Source organism: Rhodococcus sp. MSC1_016 (assembly GCF_023667485.2).
In the GTDB taxonomy this organism is placed as follows: Bacteria; Actinomycetota; Actinomycetes; order Mycobacteriales; family Mycobacteriaceae; genus Rhodococcus_F; species Rhodococcus_F oxybenzonivorans.
On sequence record NZ_JAMOZI020000002.1, the window covers coordinates 647,688 to 666,233 of the forward strand.

13 protein-coding genes, 5 pseudogenes and 1 other annotated feature are annotated in these 18,546 nt (G+C 65.7%); of the genes and pseudogenes, 11 read left to right on the forward strand and 7 right to left on the reverse strand.

Annotated features, from left to right (window positions below; translation table 11 throughout):
- The first annotated feature begins 38 nt into the window (after nucleotides 1-38).
- From L1080_RS35310 to L1080_RS35360, 11 genes and pseudogenes are all read left to right on the forward strand, one after another.
- Nucleotides 39-395: a hypothetical protein gene (locus L1080_RS35310; protein ID WP_250774651.1), complete on the forward strand. Its 357-nt coding sequence runs from the start codon at nucleotides 39-41 to the stop codon at nucleotides 393-395.
- Nucleotides 395-1,789 (forward strand): ParA family protein, encoded by a 1,395-nt coding sequence (locus L1080_RS35315; protein WP_250774653.1) that lies wholly within the window; start codon nucleotides 395-397, stop codon nucleotides 1,787-1,789. The genes L1080_RS35310 and L1080_RS35315 overlap by 1 nt, the downstream gene beginning before the upstream one ends.
- 61 nt (nucleotides 1,790-1,850) lie before the next feature.
- On the forward strand, nucleotides 1,851-3,074 hold the full coding sequence (locus L1080_RS35320; RefSeq protein WP_250774655.1) for an insoluble domain protein: 1,224 nt from the start codon (nucleotides 1,851-1,853) through the stop codon (nucleotides 3,072-3,074).
- Nucleotides 3,075-3,096: 22 nt separating this feature from the next.
- Complete coding sequence (locus tag L1080_RS35325) at nucleotides 3,097-3,792, forward strand: hypothetical protein (protein ID WP_250774657.1); 696 nt, start codon at nucleotides 3,097-3,099, stop codon at nucleotides 3,790-3,792.
- 412 nt (nucleotides 3,793-4,204) lie between these two features.
- A pseudogene (locus tag L1080_RS35330) lies at nucleotides 4,205-5,414 on the forward strand (DUF2637 domain-containing protein).
- Between the two features lie 533 nt (nucleotides 5,415-5,947).
- Complete coding sequence (locus L1080_RS35335) at nucleotides 5,948-7,123, forward strand: alpha/beta hydrolase family protein (protein ID WP_250774659.1); 1,176 nt, start codon at nucleotides 5,948-5,950, stop codon at nucleotides 7,121-7,123.
- A gap of 319 nt (nucleotides 7,124-7,442) precedes the next feature.
- The gene (locus L1080_RS35340; RefSeq protein ID WP_250774661.1) at nucleotides 7,443-9,425 is read left to right on the forward strand and encodes a cutinase family protein; all 1,983 of its coding nucleotides are present in this window, start codon (nucleotides 7,443-7,445) and stop codon (nucleotides 9,423-9,425) included.
- A 366-nt stretch (nucleotides 9,426-9,791) separates the two neighbouring features.
- A complete protein-coding gene (locus L1080_RS35345) occupies nucleotides 9,792-10,406 on the forward strand; it encodes a ParA family protein (RefSeq protein WP_250774663.1) in 615 nt (204 codons plus the stop codon).
- Entirely contained in the window at nucleotides 10,403-10,774 is a 372-nt protein-coding gene (locus tag L1080_RS35350; protein ID WP_250774665.1) for a hypothetical protein, read from the forward strand. Before L1080_RS35345 ends, L1080_RS35350 begins: the two co-directional genes overlap by 4 nt.
- Before the next feature lie 259 nt (nucleotides 10,775-11,033).
- A complete protein-coding gene (locus tag L1080_RS35355) occupies nucleotides 11,034-12,017 on the forward strand; it encodes a DUF2637 domain-containing protein (RefSeq protein WP_250774667.1) in 984 nt (327 codons plus the stop codon).
- A gap of 953 nt (nucleotides 12,018-12,970) precedes the next feature.
- Complete coding sequence (locus L1080_RS35360; protein ID WP_308202187.1) at nucleotides 12,971-13,675, forward strand: hypothetical protein; 705 nt, start codon at nucleotides 12,971-12,973, stop codon at nucleotides 13,673-13,675.
- A gap of 1,034 nt (nucleotides 13,676-14,709) precedes the next feature.
- Here L1080_RS35360 and L1080_RS35365 read toward each other — a convergent pair.
- The 7 genes and pseudogenes from L1080_RS35365 to L1080_RS35395 all read right to left on the reverse strand — a co-directional run.
- Nucleotides 14,710-15,131: pseudogene (locus L1080_RS35365) on the reverse strand (IS3 family transposase); the annotation flags it as partial.
- Nucleotides 14,716-14,847, reverse strand: a sequence feature (AL1L pseudoknot). Its footprint overlaps the pseudogene before it by 132 nt.
- 52 nt (nucleotides 15,132-15,183) lie before the next feature.
- Nucleotides 15,184-15,621, reverse strand: a pseudogene (locus L1080_RS35370) (enoyl-CoA hydratase-related protein); the annotation flags it as partial.
- Between the two features lie 108 nt (nucleotides 15,622-15,729).
- Nucleotides 15,730-16,083: a zinc-binding dehydrogenase gene (locus tag L1080_RS35375; RefSeq protein WP_250774668.1), complete on the reverse strand. Its 354-nt coding sequence runs from the start codon at nucleotides 16,081-16,083 to the stop codon at nucleotides 15,730-15,732.
- Between the two features lie 56 nt (nucleotides 16,084-16,139).
- Nucleotides 16,140-16,529: pseudogene (locus tag L1080_RS35380) on the reverse strand (NADPH:quinone oxidoreductase family protein); the annotation flags it as partial.
- Nucleotides 16,526-16,702, reverse strand: coding sequence for a hypothetical protein (locus L1080_RS35385; protein WP_250774671.1), 177 nt, complete (start codon nucleotides 16,700-16,702; stop codon nucleotides 16,526-16,528). The pseudogene L1080_RS35380 and the gene L1080_RS35385, both read right to left, overlap by 4 nt.
- Nucleotides 16,703-16,745: 43 nt before the next feature.
- Nucleotides 16,746-17,199: pseudogene (locus L1080_RS35390) on the reverse strand (MaoC family dehydratase).
- Nucleotides 17,200-17,261: 62 nt separating this feature from the next.
- Nucleotides 17,262-18,512 carry an acyl-CoA dehydrogenase family protein gene (locus tag L1080_RS35395; RefSeq protein ID WP_250774674.1) on the reverse strand — a complete coding sequence of 417 codons (1,251 nt, stop codon included), beginning with the start codon at nucleotides 18,510-18,512 and terminating at the stop codon, nucleotides 17,262-17,264.
- Between the last annotated feature and the right edge of the window lie 34 nt (nucleotides 18,513-18,546).

Consider the following 18,546-nt stretch of genomic DNA (forward strand, 5'->3'; position numbering starts at 1 on the left):
CCCACCACCGCTACCAGCGCAACAAGAAAGGTCCCACGATGGCAGTCCGGCAGATCGAACGAGCAGTCATCCTCGAGCCAGAGGACATCGAGGCCATGCACCGCCCGTTCATCAACAAAGGCAACTCCGACCCCGTCGTTCGAGCGTTCCGCGAAGCGTTGCGAGCCTCCACACCCGGGTGGCTCTCGGCCCTGGACTCGGAAAGCAAGACCGTCTCCCGCAGCCGACTCGACGAGCTCCTCACCGCGATCGGTCATCGACGGGACCTGGTGGGCGCACTTCCCAACGGCGAGGTCAAGACCGAGGCACTCGAGCAGCTCACCAGCCTCGATGAGCTGATCACCGAGATGCTCGCCCAGCTCGACGGCACCCCCTCCGGCACCGGGAGTCTGTGATGTCGGCCCCGCAGATGACCGTCGCCATCGACGACGGAGGACGCCACGCCACGGCGCATGTGCCGTCGCAGGCCGCGACGCTCAACCTGCGAGGCGACACCGAGCAAGACCTGATGACCGCCGTGTTCGCCCAGGCCCACGCCGAAGCACGAAGCAGCGGCCAAACGATCACCGTCGCGGTCAGCGGCGGCATCGACACCGCGCCGATGCGGCTCGAGGTCGACCCCGACCAGACCATCCGCCCCGCCCCAGAACAGACCCCGGGCCAGGGACCCGTGACACCCCACCGGGAACGGCCCCAGGGCCGCCCGGGCGGCGGCACCCCCGCCGTACGGATCCAGGCGGAGGGCATTGAGCCTTCCGATCCCGTGCGGTCGCCAGCGAGCGATCCGACACCCGAATCGGCAGCTGTGGCCGCCGAGGAGGAGGACGAACACGCTCGCACACCCGCCCGGCCGCCGCACCCGATGTCGGGGCTCACGGCCCCCGAAATCGCCCCCGGAGCGGGCGAACCCGCGCGTCTGGGAGTGCGAGGCCGGCTCAACGCCATGCTCGGGTTACGCCTCGCGCCCCAACCGCAGTCACCGGAGATGCGGCTGCGGGCCGCCGAGTCGGTGATCACCCGGACACTGCCGGATTTCTCCGTGATGACCGTCGCCAACCCGAAAGGAGGGGTCGGCAAGACGCCGATCGCCGTGGCTCTCACTCAGACCTTGGCCAACCTCCGCGGCGCCGGCACCGTGGTGTGCGCAGATCTCGGCGAGGTCGGAGGCAGTCTCGCAAAGCGGGTCGCCGTCCGTCCGCCGCACGACAACGACATCCCCGCATTGCTGGCCGCCCATCCCGACCCGCGCGCCCCCATCCGGCCCTCGGAACTTTCGCAGCACCTGACCCGTCAACCGTCGGGTGAAGACATCATCGTGGGACGCCGCGGCGGTGCCACGTCGGTTCTGGGCCGCAATGACGCGGCGCATCTGGCCGCGATTGTGGCCCAGCACCGCGACATCCTCGTCGCCGATACCGGCAACAATCCCCTCGCCGCGAGCTGGCAGTGGGCAGTCACGGCAGCCGACGCCGTCGTGATGCCGGTTCCGTTGCGTTGGGACGCCGCAGATGCCGCGGAAGAAATGATCACGGAGCTGGCGTCGACGGGCAACGATGTCCTGCAACGCACCATCGTCGTCATCACAACCGGCCCCGGAGACGCCCCGATGATCGAACACGACACTGTCGAGGCCCTCCGCGAACTGGGAGTGCCACTTGTGGCGCGCATGCCATTCGAGCCGCTGTTCGCTTCCGGGGAACGCCTGGCACTGTCCCGGCTCCAACCCCACACCCGGGCCGCGTTGACCCGACTGGCCGAAGAGGTCGTCAAGACGATCACCGGCCCCTGATTTCAGCCATCACCCACTCACCCTCGATTCGCATCTGTGGCCACTTCACGAAAGGCACACAATGAGCAACGTCACCGGCGGCAACCGCGCCGCCCACCACGCCCGAGGCCGACACCGCCATCACAGCGCCACCCAGTCCGCCACGGCGTTGGCTGTCATAACCGCTGCCCTGGCGTCCGGAATCGCCCTGTCCCCGTCCGCAATCGCCGACCCGATCCAAGGCGGCGTCACCGGTGACAGCAACCAGGAAGGCGTCACCGGCGGCGACACCATCAGCGCAACTGCCCGCACACCAGCACCCGAGCCCACCTACGTGCCCGAGACTCCGACGGAACCGGTGTACTGGGTCGAGCCGCCCGCCGCATACCAGAACATCGAATACCAGCCGCTCCCGAACTACGACTACGAGAACAATGCGTACGTCGAGCCAACGGACTACTACGTCGCACCAGTGCAGTTCGACCAGCTGCACCTGCCGACCCCGGTGGAGCCGACGAAGCCGTTCATCGCGCCCCGGGACACCCTTCGTCTGGGTGAGCTGCACATCAAGCAACCCAACTGGGTGTCCGACATGGACCGGGACCGCACGAACAACACGATGGCCGTTGTGCAGGCAGGGGTCTCGACGGGTTGGCGGTCGATCGGTGTGGAAACCTCGCGGGCCGACCGGATCGCCGCCGCGCAGGTCGGTGCCGGAGCAGCCGGAGCAGCGCTCGGCGCCCTCACCGCAAGCAGTGCGGCGGCCACCGCAGGCGCTCTGGTCGGTGGCACGATCGGCGGCCTCGCCGGAATGACCGCGGGCACCGTCTTCCTCCCCGGAATCGGGTGGGTGCCCGCCGGGATCGTCGGCACCGCCGCCGGGGCGGGAATCGGTGCCGCTGCAGCGGGCATCCCCGCCGCCGCAGCCGGAGCCCTGGTCGGCGGCGGAATCGCAGTGGCCGCGGTGACCCCGATCGCTGCCGGCGACAAGGGCGAACCGAAGGAGATCGACGTCCCGGACATCGACTCCGAAGCCGTGACCGCACAGACCGAGACGGTCCTCACCGACTGGGAGAACTCCGGCCCGATCGGACAGGCAGCCGCCTCCGCCGTGGAGGACACCGTCGAGTCCGCGCCCGCGATCGACCACCAGGCCCGCGACTTCGTCGCTGCACAGCCCGGCGGGCAGCAGATCATCGAGCAGGTCGACACCACCATGAACTCGTTCTTCAACGACGCCACGCCCGGCCTGGCCGCAAACCTGCTGTCGGGAGCCATCGGTGGCGGCATTCCGACCGCCAACTGACTCGGAAGGTGGGTGCACAACCATGACGAAGCCGAACATCGGCCGAAACCCTGCACGGCATCCAGCCGTACTCGACCTCCTCGGCAACACACCCACCGCCCACCACCCGCCGGGTGCCCGCACCAAGGCGCTCGGCGGCCCGGCCACACCACCGCCCACACGGCCGCCTCTCCCGTCCACGAACGGCCGCCGCCCGGGAAAGAAAGCGGTGGCCGGCATTGCGGCGGCCGCCGTCGCCGTTGCCGGTGCGGTGGCAATCAGCCACCTGCGCAACGAAGACAACGAAAACGCGCACACCCTTAGCCCCACCGTTGCAGTGGACGAGAACGGGCTGCCCATTCTCAACCTGCCCAAACCCGAACAGGCCGAGAAGGCTTCCGCGTCGGACGGGGACTGCCGGGCCGACCGCGGTGACCAGAAGAGCGGCGCCGGCGCGATCGCAGCATTCAATTTCGCCTACTACAGCCAACGCAGCGGCGAAGCCGCCCGAGCCCTCGCAACACCGAACACGTCGGTGCTACCAGGCCCCGAATTGCAGCGCGTCATCGACACGGTCCCGCTCGGTACCAGCTACTGCATCCGCACCATCGAACTCTCACACGGGGTCTACCTGGTCGATCTCTCCCTGATGCGGCCGGACCAGCCTCTCTCCCGCGGCACCCAGACCGTCACCACCCAAGAGATCGACGGGCGCTGGTATGTCGATGTCTTCACCTGAGTGTCCAGCTGGGAGGTGCGGTGCGGACTGCGCCGCCGACCCGGAAACGAAGACTTATTGCGTGCAGAGTGCTCGAACTATCGGGATGACCGCAACACCAGCGCCGCAACACTGGCGTTGCCCGCACGATGGTTCGAGCGGGCAAAGTCGACCGCGCAATAGTGCGCCAGTACGTCATCGTTTCGCCGCACCTGACCGCGGAACAGGGCCGTTGCGGAGAGAGCGGGCTTGCTAGCCAGGCCATGGGATCGCAAGCGTTGCGGCGCGGAAAGTGATGCCCCGGCCGCTGCTGCAACACCGCGCAACACCCTTATGAAGTGCCGCAACGCACATCCGCAACACCACAGGAAATACCAGCGGCGGCAACATGGTCCATCGCCTAGCCGGGACCCCGTGAAAGGAGACCCCGAGCATGAACGACCTCAGTATCCGAGCCGCGCAAGTCCAGCTCCGCGCCCTCATGGCGGCCCTCATCGTTGCGATCGCTATTGCAGTCGGCATCACCACAGGCGCCTTCGTGCTCCTTCGCCGTGCAACGTGACCTCGCGCTGCAGGCGGGTATCCCGCACCACCTCACCTGGATCTTCCCGGCCATCGTCGACGGCGCAATACTCGGCTCGACGATCGCGGTCGTTGCGTTGAGCAAAATCGGCGGCAGCGCAATCGGAAAAAGGTTCTTCCTCGGGCTCGCTGTGGTGGTGGTCTTCATCAATTTCTTCGGCAACGCAAACCATGCCTACCGTGCGGGGGAGGCCGCCGCGCGCAACGTTGCCGCCGGAATCGAACTGGGTTACACCCCGCTGTCACCGACCGGCGCATCGCTCATTGCAATCATTCCACCGTTGCTCGTGCTGGCCTTCACCCACGGCATCGGCATTCTCATCAAGGCCATCGGCACCGCCCACATGGAGTACAGCGCGGTCGTGCGAGACCCCCGACATCGTGAACAACAATGGGCGGGCGAGGACACCGGAACCGACTCTCGGAATTCTGCACCGAAGCCGAGGTCGGTCGACCGCAACGCCGGCCGCAATGCGCAACTCGTTGCCTCGACCGCTGCACCGGGCGTCGACGTTGCGTCGGCAGCCGAGTCGTCGGAACCCGACCGCGCCAGGGCCGCCGCTACGAGGCCAGACATGGACCGTGACGTTGCGGCTGCCCTGCAACCGAAGGAAACGGACCCTGCTGACCTCACCGGTGTTGCGGGACAGAGTGAGGAACACCAGAAGCGCAGTATCCGCAATGCACTGCACAGTCCCGCCGCCGCCGCACAAGAGATCAGCAATGCCCCGGATGACCCACCTCAGTCGTTCGTGCTGCCGGACGAGACCCAGACCATCGACAACCTCCTCGCCTTCATCGACGCCTGCGCCGACTTCGAACCGATAGTGAAGGAGACGGCCCGATTGCGGATCAGTGAGCAACGCAGCTACGCGGAAATCGCCACGCTCACGAACGCCAAGGCCGCTTCCACAGCAATGCGTCGCTTCGACAAGGTGGCGCAACGTGCGGTCGAGGAGGGATTCCGGACCCCGCCGCTGCCTGAAATCGACGACGCGACCGAGGGCCGCAAGGCCGCAACGCTCGACCAGCAGTACGCGTTTGCCGGGGCATTGCAATGACTCGAATTGGCGAGAGTGTCCACACGTGATTCCGTGCAGTCTGCAAGGCGTGGGAATGACCGACAAGGCGGACCTCAGACAAGAACGGTCATCGGTGGAAACAACACGCTCGGTCGCTCGAGCGCAATATCGGCAATGTCATGCACCACTCAGGCGAGCCGCGCAATGCAACGCTCGGCAGCGACAAAGCCGGCGGGGCAACACCGGCCAGCTCCGATGGCCACAGCGAGTTGCTGCAGGCTCGGCACCAGCTGCTCCAACAGTCGGGGCTACCCGCTGTTCGCGGACACGACCGGTGGGGGCCCCGTGTCCGGTGCAGTGGGTGAAGAGCACCCGGCATGACTCGGATCGGTCGACGAGAGCGTCGGGTCGGACAGGTAGCATCCTGCGCGCAGTCAATGGGTCCATTGCCCCGGAAAATGATCGGAATCGTTCGTCCATCAGGTTGTCGAGGTCCGGTCGACTACACGGGACGGCTATGGTCCGGGTTCGCCAGGGACCGATACCGCAAGAGACAAGGGAGGGGACCGTCGATGGCAATGGTCAGGAGCTCTACGAGGACTGCAAACGCCTGGCAGAGCGCCGGATTAGTCGCCGCGCTATGGATAAGCGGGACACTCGCCATCGCGGCATCAGCCCAAGCCGAACCTGCCGACCTACTCGCGCCGGGGACTGTGCTCTCCGAGCTACCCCTCGCCACCGCCGTGCTCCCAGCCGGCGCCGCCGACACCAGCACCCGAATCCGCTACTCGACACTGCGCACCGCCACCGACCCGGGCGAATCCACCGGATCGGTCTTCCTGCCACAGGGCACACCACCGGCCGGGGGGTGGCCGGTCGTGTCCTACGCCCACGGCAACGTTGGCATCGACGATGCCTGCGCCCCCTCGGTCACCGGGTCCACCGAGGTCGAACGCGCGTCCATCGAACAATGGCTGGCCGCCGGCTACGCGGTCGCGGCCACCGACTACGCCGGGATCGGCACCGACGGAGTCAATGCGTACACAGATGGCCCCGCAGCCGGCGCCAACGCCGTCGACATCGTCCGCGCGGCCCACCACATCTACGGCGACCAATTCAGCGACCGATGGATCGTGTCCGGCCTGTCCCAAGGCGGCCACGCCACCTACTTCGCCGCCCACCAGGCCACCGCCCGAAGCCCCGAACTCGACTTCCGCGGAGCAATCACCGTCGGCGCCCCCACCCACCTCGACCAGCTCCTTCCACTAGCTGGACCCAACTTTCCACCGGTGCCGAACGCGGGGATCGCCCACTACGTTCTCTACACCCTCGCCGGCCTCGACGACCAGCGACCGCAACTCGACATCCGCCGCCGTCTGACCCCAACCGGCGTCGAGCTCATAGAGAAGGCGAAGGTGACCTGCAACAGCGAGTTTGACGAGTATCTGCGCACAAACCCGGTCACCATCGCGGAGCTTTTCACCACCCCACTGGACAGCCCCGACCTGCGCGCAGTGCTCCAACACATGCAGCAGGCACCGACCAGCGGATTCGACCGCCCGATCAGAGTCGTGCACAGCCTTACCGACACCAAGGTGCCGATCCCACTGACCTGGGCGCAACTGAGTGAAATGCGTTCGAACGGCGTCGATACCGAGTACCAGCAGCTCTCCGATGTGGACCATTCCGCCAGCTTGACCGCCGCCATGCCGGAATCACTGGCCTTCGCTGCGCGGGTGCTGAGGTGAAGACACCCGGAACACATTGTCCAGTGCTGCGGGGGTTGAACCGCCGGCTTCTCTGGTTGCGCCCCGGTTAGCCTGATGTCAACGGTCGCTCGCGACACTTTGTGTCCCCATTCCGGCGATGACAAGAAGACACGCATAAGTTCCCACTCCTGGCTCGAGCGCCGTCCTACCGTGCCCGCCGGGGCCATACGACTGCAGTCCTGATCACGCCACTGCCGACACGCCCGACCGCGTGCGGGGGTCGTCGCTGGTAGAAGGACCACTACCTGACACTGACAGCCGGAAAACCCTCGGTTGCAGTGCGATAGGAGTCCGGAAGATGGCACGGTTCGCCAGAGGTGGGATCGCGGTGATCACCACCACCGCAGTCTTATCCGGGACCGCGCTCATCTCAGGTTCCGCGATCGCGCATGCCGACCCGGCCAGTTGCTCGTCGACGTTCAACCTGTTCATTCCCGGTACATGGGAGACCAATGAGCACGCCGACCCGAACCGGCCGGTGGGCATGCTGGCCCCCGTCGCGGAGGCGATCAAGGCGAAGAACGGCGCCCGAGCGCAGGTATACACGCTGCCGTACATGGCGCGCGCGTTCGATAACGGCCACACCTACGCTGACAGCAAAGCCGACGCGGTCAGCAAGGCCAACGCCGTGCTGAAGAACTACACCAACGAATGCCCGGACGCGAAGATCACCATCACCGGCTACTCCCAAGGTTCGGACGCTGCAGGTGATCTCGCGTCGGCAATCGGGAACGATAGAGGACCGGTCGACGCGGACCGGGTCCTCGGTGTGGCCTTGCTCGCCGATCCCGGCGCCGGTACGAAGGGCGCCGCGACGGTCGGGCCGAAGACCTCCGGGCAGGGGATCGCCGGTCCCAGGGAACAGGGCATGGGCAAGTTATCGGGGCGGGTCGCCTCGATCTGTGATCCGAAAGATCTGTACTGCTCGATCCAGAAGGGTGCCAACCCGTTCCTCGGATCGCTCGGATCGATCCTGTCGAAGACCCCAGGCGCCACCGATGCTGGAGATGGTAACGCGGCAGTCGCTACCGCGCTGACCTCGGATTTCGCCGATGCTGACCTGCCCGGTCTCGGCTCGAATCTGGACGTTCTCGGAAAGCAACTGCGCGGCATAGATTCCGGCGGCTTGGTCGATGTGAACCAGGTCGCCGACACTGCGACCTCGCTGTCGAATACCCTTCGACCACTGGCCGAGCTGCTCCAGTCCGGGGCCGCAAACAGTGCCGCCACCACGGGCCTTGCCGCAGCCCCGGCCGGCACGCCGGAAAATGCGGCCGCGCAGGTCCTCACCGCAGCCAGCCACGCGGACCTGACCGGTGCACTGGACTCGGTGGCCACAATCGTGAACACCGCGGCCAAGCTCTCGAATAGTGGCACCACCACGCTTCTCCCCACCGACCCGCAAATCTCGCAGCTCTCCACCACCGCCGCGTCACTCGGTAGTCAGATCGCGCCCGTCGCCGCCACCCCCGCAGATGCCCTGTCGACCGCATCGAGCGTGTTGTCGGTCCTCAAACCGACAGTCGTCGTCGAGCAGGCCCTTAACGTGGTCACCGGCATCACCGCCCTCGACATTCCGAAGATCCTGCACAACCTGATCGTGCTCCCACAGAAGATCGCCGCCGGCGATGTCCGCGGCGCGCGGGACGCCGCCCGAGAGCTGAACGTGCAGTTCGTGCCGCTGGTGAAGATGGCCGCCGGTGTCGACCTGAAGTGGGTCTCCCAAATACTCTCGATCATCCCAGACCCGACCGGCTACACCCAGATCGCAGCGCTGGTCACCAGCATTCTCGGCAACGTCGACGTGATCAAGCTGGCCAACATCGCCGGCCAGGCCCAGGAAATTGCCTGGGCCGCTGCGGACAAACTCTTCCCACCGCCCGGAGTGCTACCCGACCCCCTTGGTGCCGCGGCGCAGACCGCGGCGTTGATTCCCCTCGGACTCGAACTCGCCTCGGTGGCCGCGAACATGCTCACCGGCAAAGCCAGCAAGACCGACCCCGCGCTACTCGGGAAGCAGGCCAACTCGGTGGGTAACGCGATCACCACGCAAGCTCAAACCCTGGACCTGCACGGACTGTCCGGATCTGTGTCCACGATGGCGCGCTCGCAGGGGGCCGAGGATCTCGCCGCGGTCGTTAGTGAGGGCCTGAACGCGGCCAGCTTCTTCGCCTCCGGTGCCCACCAGAGCTACCAAACCCTGGTCGTCGACAACGCCGGCCGCAACGCCATCCAGTGGGTCTCCGATTGGCTGAACCTGCAGATCACCCGCGCCGTCTGACGACACGGCGGCGTCAGTCCACGAGCGCACGAGAAGAGGCACACGCGATGACAACCCACCGATCACACAACCCGTCCGCACGCTGGACCTGGTGCAGGCGCTGCAAACAACGCGGCTACTTCCTCAGATCCGACGCCAAGACAGTCCGTAAACGTCTCCACACCACCAGGGGTCTCGCAGTCTTTCCCTGCCCGTACAACAACGACCTGTATCACGTCGGCCAACGCCCTGCCGCGCTCAGTCGAGGCATCATCACCAGACGCCAATTACGCAGGCAGACAGGCCAAGACCCCACCTGACGAGGGTAGGTAACCGCCGCACGCGTGAAACGCCACGAACGGCGTAGGCGTTACCATCACCGACGACATGCTGACAACCTACGACCTGATGAGCCGAACCGCGTCGGGCACGGCGATCGACGCCGTAGTTGCCACCCCATGGGACGGTGTCGACCTCATCCCGGCCGACCAGGCACTCGCGAACATCGAATCGGATGGGGCCAACGACCTCATCTTCCGCCTCGACATCGCCTTCGAGGGCCTCGACCTCTCCGCCTACGACGCCGTCCTCTTCGACTGCCCACCATCACTCGGCAAACTCCTCTTCGCCGTCTTCTGTGCAGTCGACGGGGTCATCGCAGTCACAGAACCCACCATCGACAGCGTTCAAGGCGTCACCAAACTCTTCGAAACCGTCGAGAACGTCCAAAGGCGCCCCAACCCGAACCTGCAGATCGACAAGATCGTCCTGAGCCGACAGCGGGGGACAGGCGAGCACCGATTCCGAGAGAGCGAGCTGCGCGAGGTCTACGGCGACCTCGTCGCACGCACTACCATCCCGGAATACGCCACGCGGCAGGACGCCCACAGCGCCCGCACCCCTATCCACAAATTCACCGGCGGGAAGTCGCTGTCACTGCAACTCGCCTACACCGACCTTCTCAAGGAACTACCCATCAAGACCGCAGGAGCGACCGTATGAGCGTCCAACGTGAACCCGCTATCCGCAGGCCGGCACACCCGGCCGCAGATCTGCCGGAGCGCCCCCGGGTCGTTAAAACCCCCGCACCGGCCGCCGCCGACGAGCAGCCGACGCAACTCCCGACCGAATCAACCATCAGACCCGTCGCCGACGCACCCGTCACGCCGGTCAGGATTCCTGCACCCGAGGCGGCATCGACTGTCGAGAAGCTCAGCGAACAACACAACGTCCGGCTACGACCCTCGACCAAGGCCCGACTGACGCGCGGTGTCGACAAGCTGCGCTACGAGACCGGCGATCGGAGCATCACCATCTCATCGGTCACCGACGCGGCGCTGGTTGAGTATCTCACCAAGAATGGCTGCTAGTACCGCTAGCAGCTATAGCTAGCGTTGCTATGTTGCGTTGATTGCTTGACTACGCCCACCTGCTTCACATACGCCGCGCATCCACGCGAGAATCCGTGAACGCTGAAGATGGTCGCGTCGGCGCGCACCGACGGGACCTTCGACCCGGGCAGCGCAGCCGCATACGCGGAACGGTCGACCGAAACACGCAGCGGGGCCCGCCGGGAGTTGCACCTCCGTGTGGCGGGCCCCTCACCAGGAATCTGGAGGTTTCCCAGCTATGACAGACGATACAACTGAGGATGCAACACCGTTGCGGGCGAGCAAGCTCGCCTTGCTGGGTGTTGCAGTGATGACGCTGGTGATCGCGGCGTTGATGTTCACGTTGTCGTTCGATGCGCTACGGCAACTCGCGATCGAGATCGGTATACGGCCCAGCCGCGCATGGATGGCACCTGTTGCGATCGACGTTGCGCAGGCCGCTGCAACGGTCGGACTCGTTGAGCTGGGTATTACAGGGCAGCACCGGTCGGCCCGCAGATATTGCCAGACGCTGGCCTACGTGACGGTGTTCCTGAGCGTGGCCGGCAACGGGTACCACGCCTACCAACTGGCAGTCCGCAACGCGGCCCGCGTGGCAGCGGGGGAGGACCTGGGTTTCATTCCCCAGCCAGCTCCGATCGCGGCCGGGATCGCGATGATCTTCCCGCTGCTGTGGCTGGCCCTGTTGCACATGTTCACCCTCATGTTGCGCGCCATCCGGGAAGAGCGTGCACACCCGTTGCAGGCGCCTGCGGCGAATCGTGTCCCGGAGATCGAGCACGCAGGATCCGTCGCACCGGCAACCTCTGCGGTTGCACCCGAAGGCTCGCGTGCTCCGCAACACGGCGAAGCAACCGCTGAACTCGGCGCGACAGAATCCGAAACCGTCAACATCGTTGAGCCGCCCACGAAACAGGTCGAGCCGGTTGTGCCGCGGACCCGCAACGGGTGGCCACAAACCCACGAAGGGCTCACCCAGTTCCTCGAGGAATGCACCCTGCCCGATCCGGTGAAGGACGTTGCAGCAATGCTCGTGCGCGAACCGCACCTCAAGCAGGTCCAGGTTGCGCAACAGATCAACGTGGACCGATCCACGGTGTGCAGGCGCTGGAAGTCGTTCGTCGCCGCTGCAGAATACGAGGGCTTCTCCGTGCCGCCCCTGCCGCAGCCGTTCGACACCGAGGCCGACTACCAGCCTGCCCGTGAGCTGCTCCCCGCATAAAGAGTGGCTGTTGCACGCCCGGAGCGAGCGACGTCAACATTGGCGACCCCTCGCTCCGACCAGCAACGCAGTTGTCAGGTGATAAGCGGTGGCAACTCCGGTGGAGGCCCCTGGTCATCCGCGGGGAGGTTTGGCCCGCGCGAGGATGACGCAACATCCCGGCCCCTTCCGAGTCAAAAGACAGTGATCGCGGTGACCGTTGCGAGGCATGTCGCCCGGGACTGGATCGTCGAACAACTCCGTTTCCCTCGACGTGCACCTCGCACAACTGCCGTCATCGCCTGATCCAAGTCTCCGCAACAACACAGCCGGCCGTAACCGGCCTTTCAAATGTGATCCTCGATCCAACGAGCTCGTTGCACAGCCCAACGAGCTCGTTGCACAGCCCAACAAGCTCATTGCACAGCCGCGTTGGTGGCGCAGCATTACCGGACAACCCCACGAATCCCCACAACTGACAACCGAGCAGAGCGCAGAGCTTCAACAGCCCGCACATCGTTGCACTGGCCGTTGCGCGAGGAGGCGCCCGAATCCGCCTGGTTGCAGTGACGGAGGACGTTGTTGCACGCGTTGTTTCCCACCCTGCATGGGGGGCCTTGTTGCTCCGAGCGTTGTGCAGCACCTCAGTGTTGTAGCCCCGGTGTTGCATCGGTCCCCGCCGTTGCACAGAACCACAACGTTGCGCCGCGCATCACTAAATCCGTTGCACAGTTCGCCGACGCTGCAACGGCAGACCCGTCCTCAGCACTCCACGGCAGCCATGAGGCCGCAGCGGTCGAACCTGCGGATCGCGCTGACGTTGCGGATGCCGCGCAACCACCGAACCGAACCCGAATGACCTCACCAACGATGCAGCCCACACCGAGGAGCACGTTGCACGCAACGCGCTGGACGGACGCAACGCCGATGCGCTGACGGTCGGCGATGCGCCGGATGACTCGCAAGAGCCCTTCGTGTTGCAGGACGAGGCCCAGACCATCGAGAACCTCCTCGACTTCATCGACACCTGCGCCGACTTCGAGCCTGTCGTGAAAGAAACGGCCCGACTGCGAATCCTCGAACAGCACAGCGACACAGAGATCGCCACGCTCACGCGGGCCAAGGCCGCCAGCACCGCAATGCGCCGGTCCGACAAGGTCGCGCAACGCGCGGTCGACGCCGGGTTCAGGACGCCCCCGTTGCCGGAGCTCGAGGAGATGGCGGACGGACGCAATGCGGCAATACTCGATCCGCAGTACACATTGGTCGGGCACCCTGAACTTCGCACCCCCCCGCAGGCGTCGACGGCCAGTCCGTACTCTCCGCGGCTTGACTGGGAAGGCCGGAATCTCACCCACAAGAAGCCCCGAATACCCGCAACACTCAAGCGAGCGACTCTGACCGCAACGCTGGCAGACGTTGCAGACCAACGAGAAGGGTCGCAATGCAATGCAACGCTGGGGTGCGGAAACGCAACACCGACGGCCGCGAGGTGTGCAACGCAACGCGGCGCGCGTTCGGACGCAACGCACAATCGGTCTGTGAACCGGGTAGCGGACGCAACGCCATTGCACCGTCGTCGAGCATCTGCGCATTGCAGCCGGGCGGACGCCGCGTTGCATGCCATGCGGATGACTCATTCAGCTCACACGAGAACGGTGGAGGGGGCACATCCGTAGGCACGTAGATCCGGTGGCGAGATCCAGTGCGAAACCGTTGCTGCGGTTGCGCCGGGTGTCGGCGACGACCCCGTTGCCCCGGACTCCCCGTGACGGCCGGACCCTGTCGCGCTTCATCTCGACGGTGCTCGCCAATGCGTCCTCGTCCGTCAGCACTGTCGGCGCGGCACACTCCGGTCACCAGTTCCAGAGCCCGGACGGCATGCGGAGTGCAGACAGCCCGTACGGCCTTCGCGGTCGCCGGTCACCCCTTCGTCCTTACTGCCGTCGCCAGCGCTTGACGACGGGGGTGGCTGCGGTTGATCGCGCCATGAGCCGAGTACGGTGTCGGCAGATGCCATCGCGGCCGCGCAGGGGATCAGGCCGTGCGCCGGGCGTATCAGTCCGCGTGTCGACACGCGCGTTGAGTTGCTGACCGGTTGACGAACCCGAACCCATCTCGTGGACCTTGGTGGCGGGAGAGAGCAAGACGCCATTTCACTGACGTCAGTGCCCGAGCGTGAGCCGGTTGTCCATTCGTGTTCCCCCGAGCGGGTGGGCGCGGAAATGGCATCGTCAGCAACTGTGCGCCGAGAATTCCGCGACCGCGCCCGAGATTGCACGGAGGGTATAGCTAGCGCGGCGAGGCTAGCTAGCGTCGCTATGATTCGCGTGCGCAATGTGCCGCCCCCGTCGTGTGGTCCGTGTCTATCGTCCACGGCAGTCACGTCTCGTGGCGAGTGGGCAGTGGTGGAACCGGTCGACAGCACCGACGGAAGACTGCGTTCGGCGATGAGGGCCAAAGGATCAGCTACCCGCCAGGCATTGTGATAGTGCGAGGAGCGCGGTCCTGAGGCTGGGGGAGCGGACGTCCGCAGCCGCGAGCCGGGGTGCCCGAGGTCGACCTCACCGGCGAACGCGGACAAGCGACGGAATCGGTTCTCTAGCGCGTGGGAACGACCGGAGCTGCTTCAGACTGCGCCCGGATCGGTAAAATCTCAGGGACCTCCTGCCAGTAGCTTCTTCGTGTCGGAACAGATCCGACTCTCCCATTAGGTGGACGGGGCGATGCTGATGCCGTGCTCGGTGAGCACGGCACAGATCGGGTCGACCCCGAATTGAGAACGGTACGCGTCGATGTAGTCGACGATCACCGCAGTCGGCGGTCGACCTCCGCCGCCGCGAAAAACGCGCTCGCGGTCTTCAAAATCTCGTTTGCTCTCCGTAATTCGGATACTTCTCGGCGAAGTCTGGCGACCTCGGCCAACACGTCGGGTGCCGAAGACGATGCGCCGGGGGCCGGGCGGCTCTCCTCCCGCTCGATCCAGTTCCTCAGCGTCGCCGGTGCGATGCCGAGCAACTCGCCGACATGGCGACGGGCGGCGACCTTCGAGCCTCCGTGCTCGGCGATCCGGTCCCGATACATCCGGACGGCGCGTTCCTGGGTCTCGGCGTCGTACTTCTTCGGCGCAGGCATACCAGCATTCTCCTTGTTAGATCAGGAGTCTCCACCTCGTCCAGGACGGTTCAATCGGGTCTCCGGTCAACGCGAGTTCGAGGGCGATCTTGCGGGGAATTTGCTGCTGGAGCCGGATGGTCAGCGTCAGCCAACAGGCCGCGTTTGACCTCGGGCAAGCCCAGCTGCGCGGTTTCGTCGACCGCTGCCAAGTCCGAGACCAGTTCGGTGCCGCCGCCGAGGGCGAAACCGTTGACGGCGGCGATGGTCGGCTTACTCACCCAGTGCTGCACGTAGCGGGCAAAACCCCATTCCGGATGGCCCTCGGCATTGATGTCGTCACCGGCTGCGAGGGCTTTGAGGTCGGCGCCGGCGCAGAATGCGAGACCGGCGCCGCTCAGTACGATCGCGCCCGCACCGGGGGGCTTCGGCCTGCTCGAGAAGCGAGCCCACTGCGGACTTACAGGGCCGCGTTGACTGCATTGAGGGCGTTCGGCCTGTTCAAGGTGATGACCGCGACACCGTCACGGGTGTCGAGTAACGCTGCAGGTTCGCGAGACTATGGGGCGGACGTGGATCACCTTTCGAAGGGGTGGGGGTCGAGATCGGCCTGCCAGCACTAATCGAGCAGGATGACAGCCTTGCCGTCGATTTCTCCCCGGTCGAGGCGCTCGTATGCCTTGGGGAGGTCGTCGAAGCCGAAGCGGATTCCCATCTGCGGTTTCAGCACGCCGTCCGTGATCATGCGGTCGAGGGAGGCAGCTTGCTGCCTCATCAGGTTGCTGTCGAGGCCGAGGAACGCTCCGAACGCGACCCCAACGACGCTGATGTTTCTTAGCAGAAGACGGTTGACCTTGATCTCGGGGATCTTGCCGGCGGCGATGCCCACGACAAGGACCCGGCCTTCGGGGGCAAGGCCTCGGATTGCTTCGTCGAACAACCAGTCGCCGACCGGATCGAGCACGACATCCATACCCCCCGCCCATTGGTCATCTCCCGCAGCTTCGTCGCAAACCCCGGTTCGAGGACAATGGTTTCAGAAGCTCCCGCGGCTGCGGCGATACCCGCTCGTCGCGCGTCAGAGACGCCGGCGATGACGCGAGCGCCCAACCCTTTCGCGACCTGGAGGGCGGCGGTGCCGATCCCACCGGCGGCGCCCATGACAAGCACGGTTTCCCCTGCTTTGACACTGCCGCGGCGGGCGAGGGCGAAATGCACTGTGTGGTAGTTGACGACCATCGCGGCCGCGAACTCGAAGCTGACGGCATCCGGTATCGGCACGATGGAGCTGAGGGGGACCGCTACCTGCTCAGCGAAGCCGCCCTGCCACACGAACGCGGCCGCACGGTCCCCCGCCGTCCAGCCCGAACCGGCCGGTGCGCTGACCACGGTGCCAGCCACCTCGCATCCGGGGATCACCGGCAAAGTCGGCTTGTTCTGTTATTGCCCTTCGTCATCAGCAGGTCCGGGAAATTGACACCCACCGCCTCCACGCGCAGCAGCACTTCGTGATCGGTCGGTTGGGGTGTGTCGACATCTACAAGGGTCAGACCGTCCGGACCGATGTAGTCGTCGAGTCGGAAGGCTAGCATTTCGTCTCTCCTGATCGTTTGTCGCGGCGTGTAGCGGACGCAGTCAGCTCTGTTGTGCCTGCGGCGCTGCGTAGGCAAGGTAGATCGACTCGCCGACCATCGCCGGCCTGTCGTGGCCGCGGAGGTCGACGCGCACTGCGACCTTGTACTGAACGCCTCCGTCGGCGCGGACCTGCGTATCAACCAGCTGTGCTGCGAGGCGGATCTGCGCGCCGACCGGTACCGGGTTTGAGTCCGTAGTTGGTGCCCCGCACCTGGTCCGAAATCGTCAGCAGCTGCTCGAGCAGGCGAGGAGCCAACGACAAGGTGAGATAGCCGTGGGCGATGGTGGAACCGAACGGTCCCGTCGCGGTCCGGACCGGATCGACGTGAATCCACTGATGGTCGTCGGTGGCGTCGGCGAACTGATCGACCCGTTTCTGGTCGATGGTCAGCCAATCGGTTGCCCCCAGGTCACGAGGCCCCAAGGCGGCGAGCTCGGCCACGGTGGTCTCCAGCGCGGCAACGGAAGCTTCCTCCGCCGCGCCCGAACCGGACAGGTCGTTCGAGAAGAAGGTCATCACGCGTACCTGCGCAGTTCGGTCTTGGCGATAGTGCGTAGGTGGACCTCGTCGGGGCCGTCGAAGAGCCGCATGGAGCGGTGCCAGCCATACATGGCGGCGAGCGGAACGTCGTCGCTGACACCGGCTCCACCGTGCACCTGGATGGCACGATCGATGACCTCGAGTGCGACGCGGGGCACCGACACCTTCGCGGCGGAGACATACGGCGCCGCGGCCTTGTTGCCGTGCTCGTCGATTGTCTTCGCGGCGAGCTGGCACAGCAGACGTGCCTGGTCGATCGCGATGCGGGACTCGGCGATCTGCTGCTGTACGACGCCCTGCTCCGCGAGCGGCTTGCCGAACGCGATCCTCGACTTCGCGCGCACGGTCATCAATGCCAGCGCGCGCTCGGCCGCTCCGAGCGCCCGCATGCAGTGGTGGATGCGGCCAGGGCCCAGGCGGGCCTGGGCAATGGCGAAGCCCGCGCCCTCCTCGCCGAGTAGATTGCCGGCGGGGACGCGCACGTTGTCGTACACGACCTCGCAGTGACCGTGCTGGTCGTAACGCCCGAACACCGGCACGTCGCGCACGATGGTGACGCCGGGGGTGTCGATGGGGACGAGAATCATCGACTGTTGGCGGTGGGTCTCCGCTGTGGGATCGGTCTTGCCCATGACGATCAGGAGTGTGCAGCGCGGGTCTGCGGCGCCGCTGGTCCACCATTTGCGACCGTTGATGATGTAGTGGTCCCCGTCGCGTTCGATGCGGGTTTCGATGTTGGTGGCATCCGAGCTCGCCACCGCGATTTCGGTCATGGAGAACGCCGAGCGGATCTGCGCGTTCAGCAGCGGCTCGAGCCACCGAATCTTCTGTTCGTCGGTGCCGAACAGATGGAGCAGCTCCATGTTTCCTGTGTCCGGTGCCTGGCCGTTGGTCGCCTCAGGCGCCAGGTGCAGGCTCCAGCCGGTGATTTCGGCGAGGCCGGCGTAGTCGAGTTGGCCGATGCCGGATTCGGCGGGCAGGAACAGATTCCACAGACCGCGGGCCCGGGCCTTTTCCTTCAGCTCCTCCACCACCGGCGGCACGGTGTGGTCGTCCGGCCCCGCCTGTCGGCGGTAGTGCTCGTAGTCGTGCTCTGCGGGGAAAACGTGGCTGTGCATGAAGTCCACGAGCGTGTCGCGAAGTTCGAGCGCCTTGTCGGACGGTCGCAGGTCAAGTGAGGCGGTATCGACCTGCGGGGTGAGAGAAATCGTGGAAGGGGAAGTCATGGGACCCTCGTAGCGATGCGATGGATGGGAAGTG

What these genes read in the sequence shown, in the direction of transcription:
- L1080_RS35345 (WP_250774663.1), top strand. Translation starts at nt 9,792, where the DNA reads ATGCTGACAACCTACGACCTGATGAGCCGAACCGCGTCGGGCACGGCG.
- L1080_RS35355 (WP_250774667.1), top strand. Translation starts at nt 11,034, where the DNA reads ATGACAGACGATACAACTGAGGATGCAACACCGTTGCGGGCGAGCAAG.
- L1080_RS35320 (WP_250774655.1), top strand. Translation starts at nt 1,851, where the DNA reads ATGAGCAACGTCACCGGCGGCAACCGCGCCGCCCACCACGCCCGAGGC.
- L1080_RS35375 (WP_250774668.1), bottom strand. Translation starts at nt 16,083, where the DNA reads ATGGATGTCGTGCTCGATCCGGTCGGCGACTGGTTGTTCGACGAAGCA.
- L1080_RS35315 (WP_250774653.1), top strand. Translation starts at nt 395, where the DNA reads ATGTCGGCCCCGCAGATGACCGTCGCCATCGACGACGGAGGACGCCAC.
- L1080_RS35340 (WP_250774661.1), top strand. Translation starts at nt 7,443, where the DNA reads ATGGCACGGTTCGCCAGAGGTGGGATCGCGGTGATCACCACCACCGCA.
- L1080_RS35350 (WP_250774665.1), top strand. Translation starts at nt 10,403, where the DNA reads ATGAGCGTCCAACGTGAACCCGCTATCCGCAGGCCGGCACACCCGGCC.
- L1080_RS35385 (WP_250774671.1), bottom strand. Translation starts at nt 16,702, where the DNA reads ATGCTAGCCTTCCGACTCGACGACTACATCGGTCCGGACGGTCTGACC.
- L1080_RS35395 (WP_250774674.1), bottom strand. Translation starts at nt 18,512, where the DNA reads ATGACTTCCCCTTCCACGATTTCTCTCACCCCGCAGGTCGATACCGCC.
- L1080_RS35335 (WP_250774659.1), top strand. Translation starts at nt 5,948, where the DNA reads ATGGCAATGGTCAGGAGCTCTACGAGGACTGCAAACGCCTGGCAGAGC.
- L1080_RS35325 (WP_250774657.1), top strand. Translation starts at nt 3,097, where the DNA reads ATGACGAAGCCGAACATCGGCCGAAACCCTGCACGGCATCCAGCCGTA.
- L1080_RS35310 (WP_250774651.1), top strand. Translation starts at nt 39, where the DNA reads ATGGCAGTCCGGCAGATCGAACGAGCAGTCATCCTCGAGCCAGAGGAC.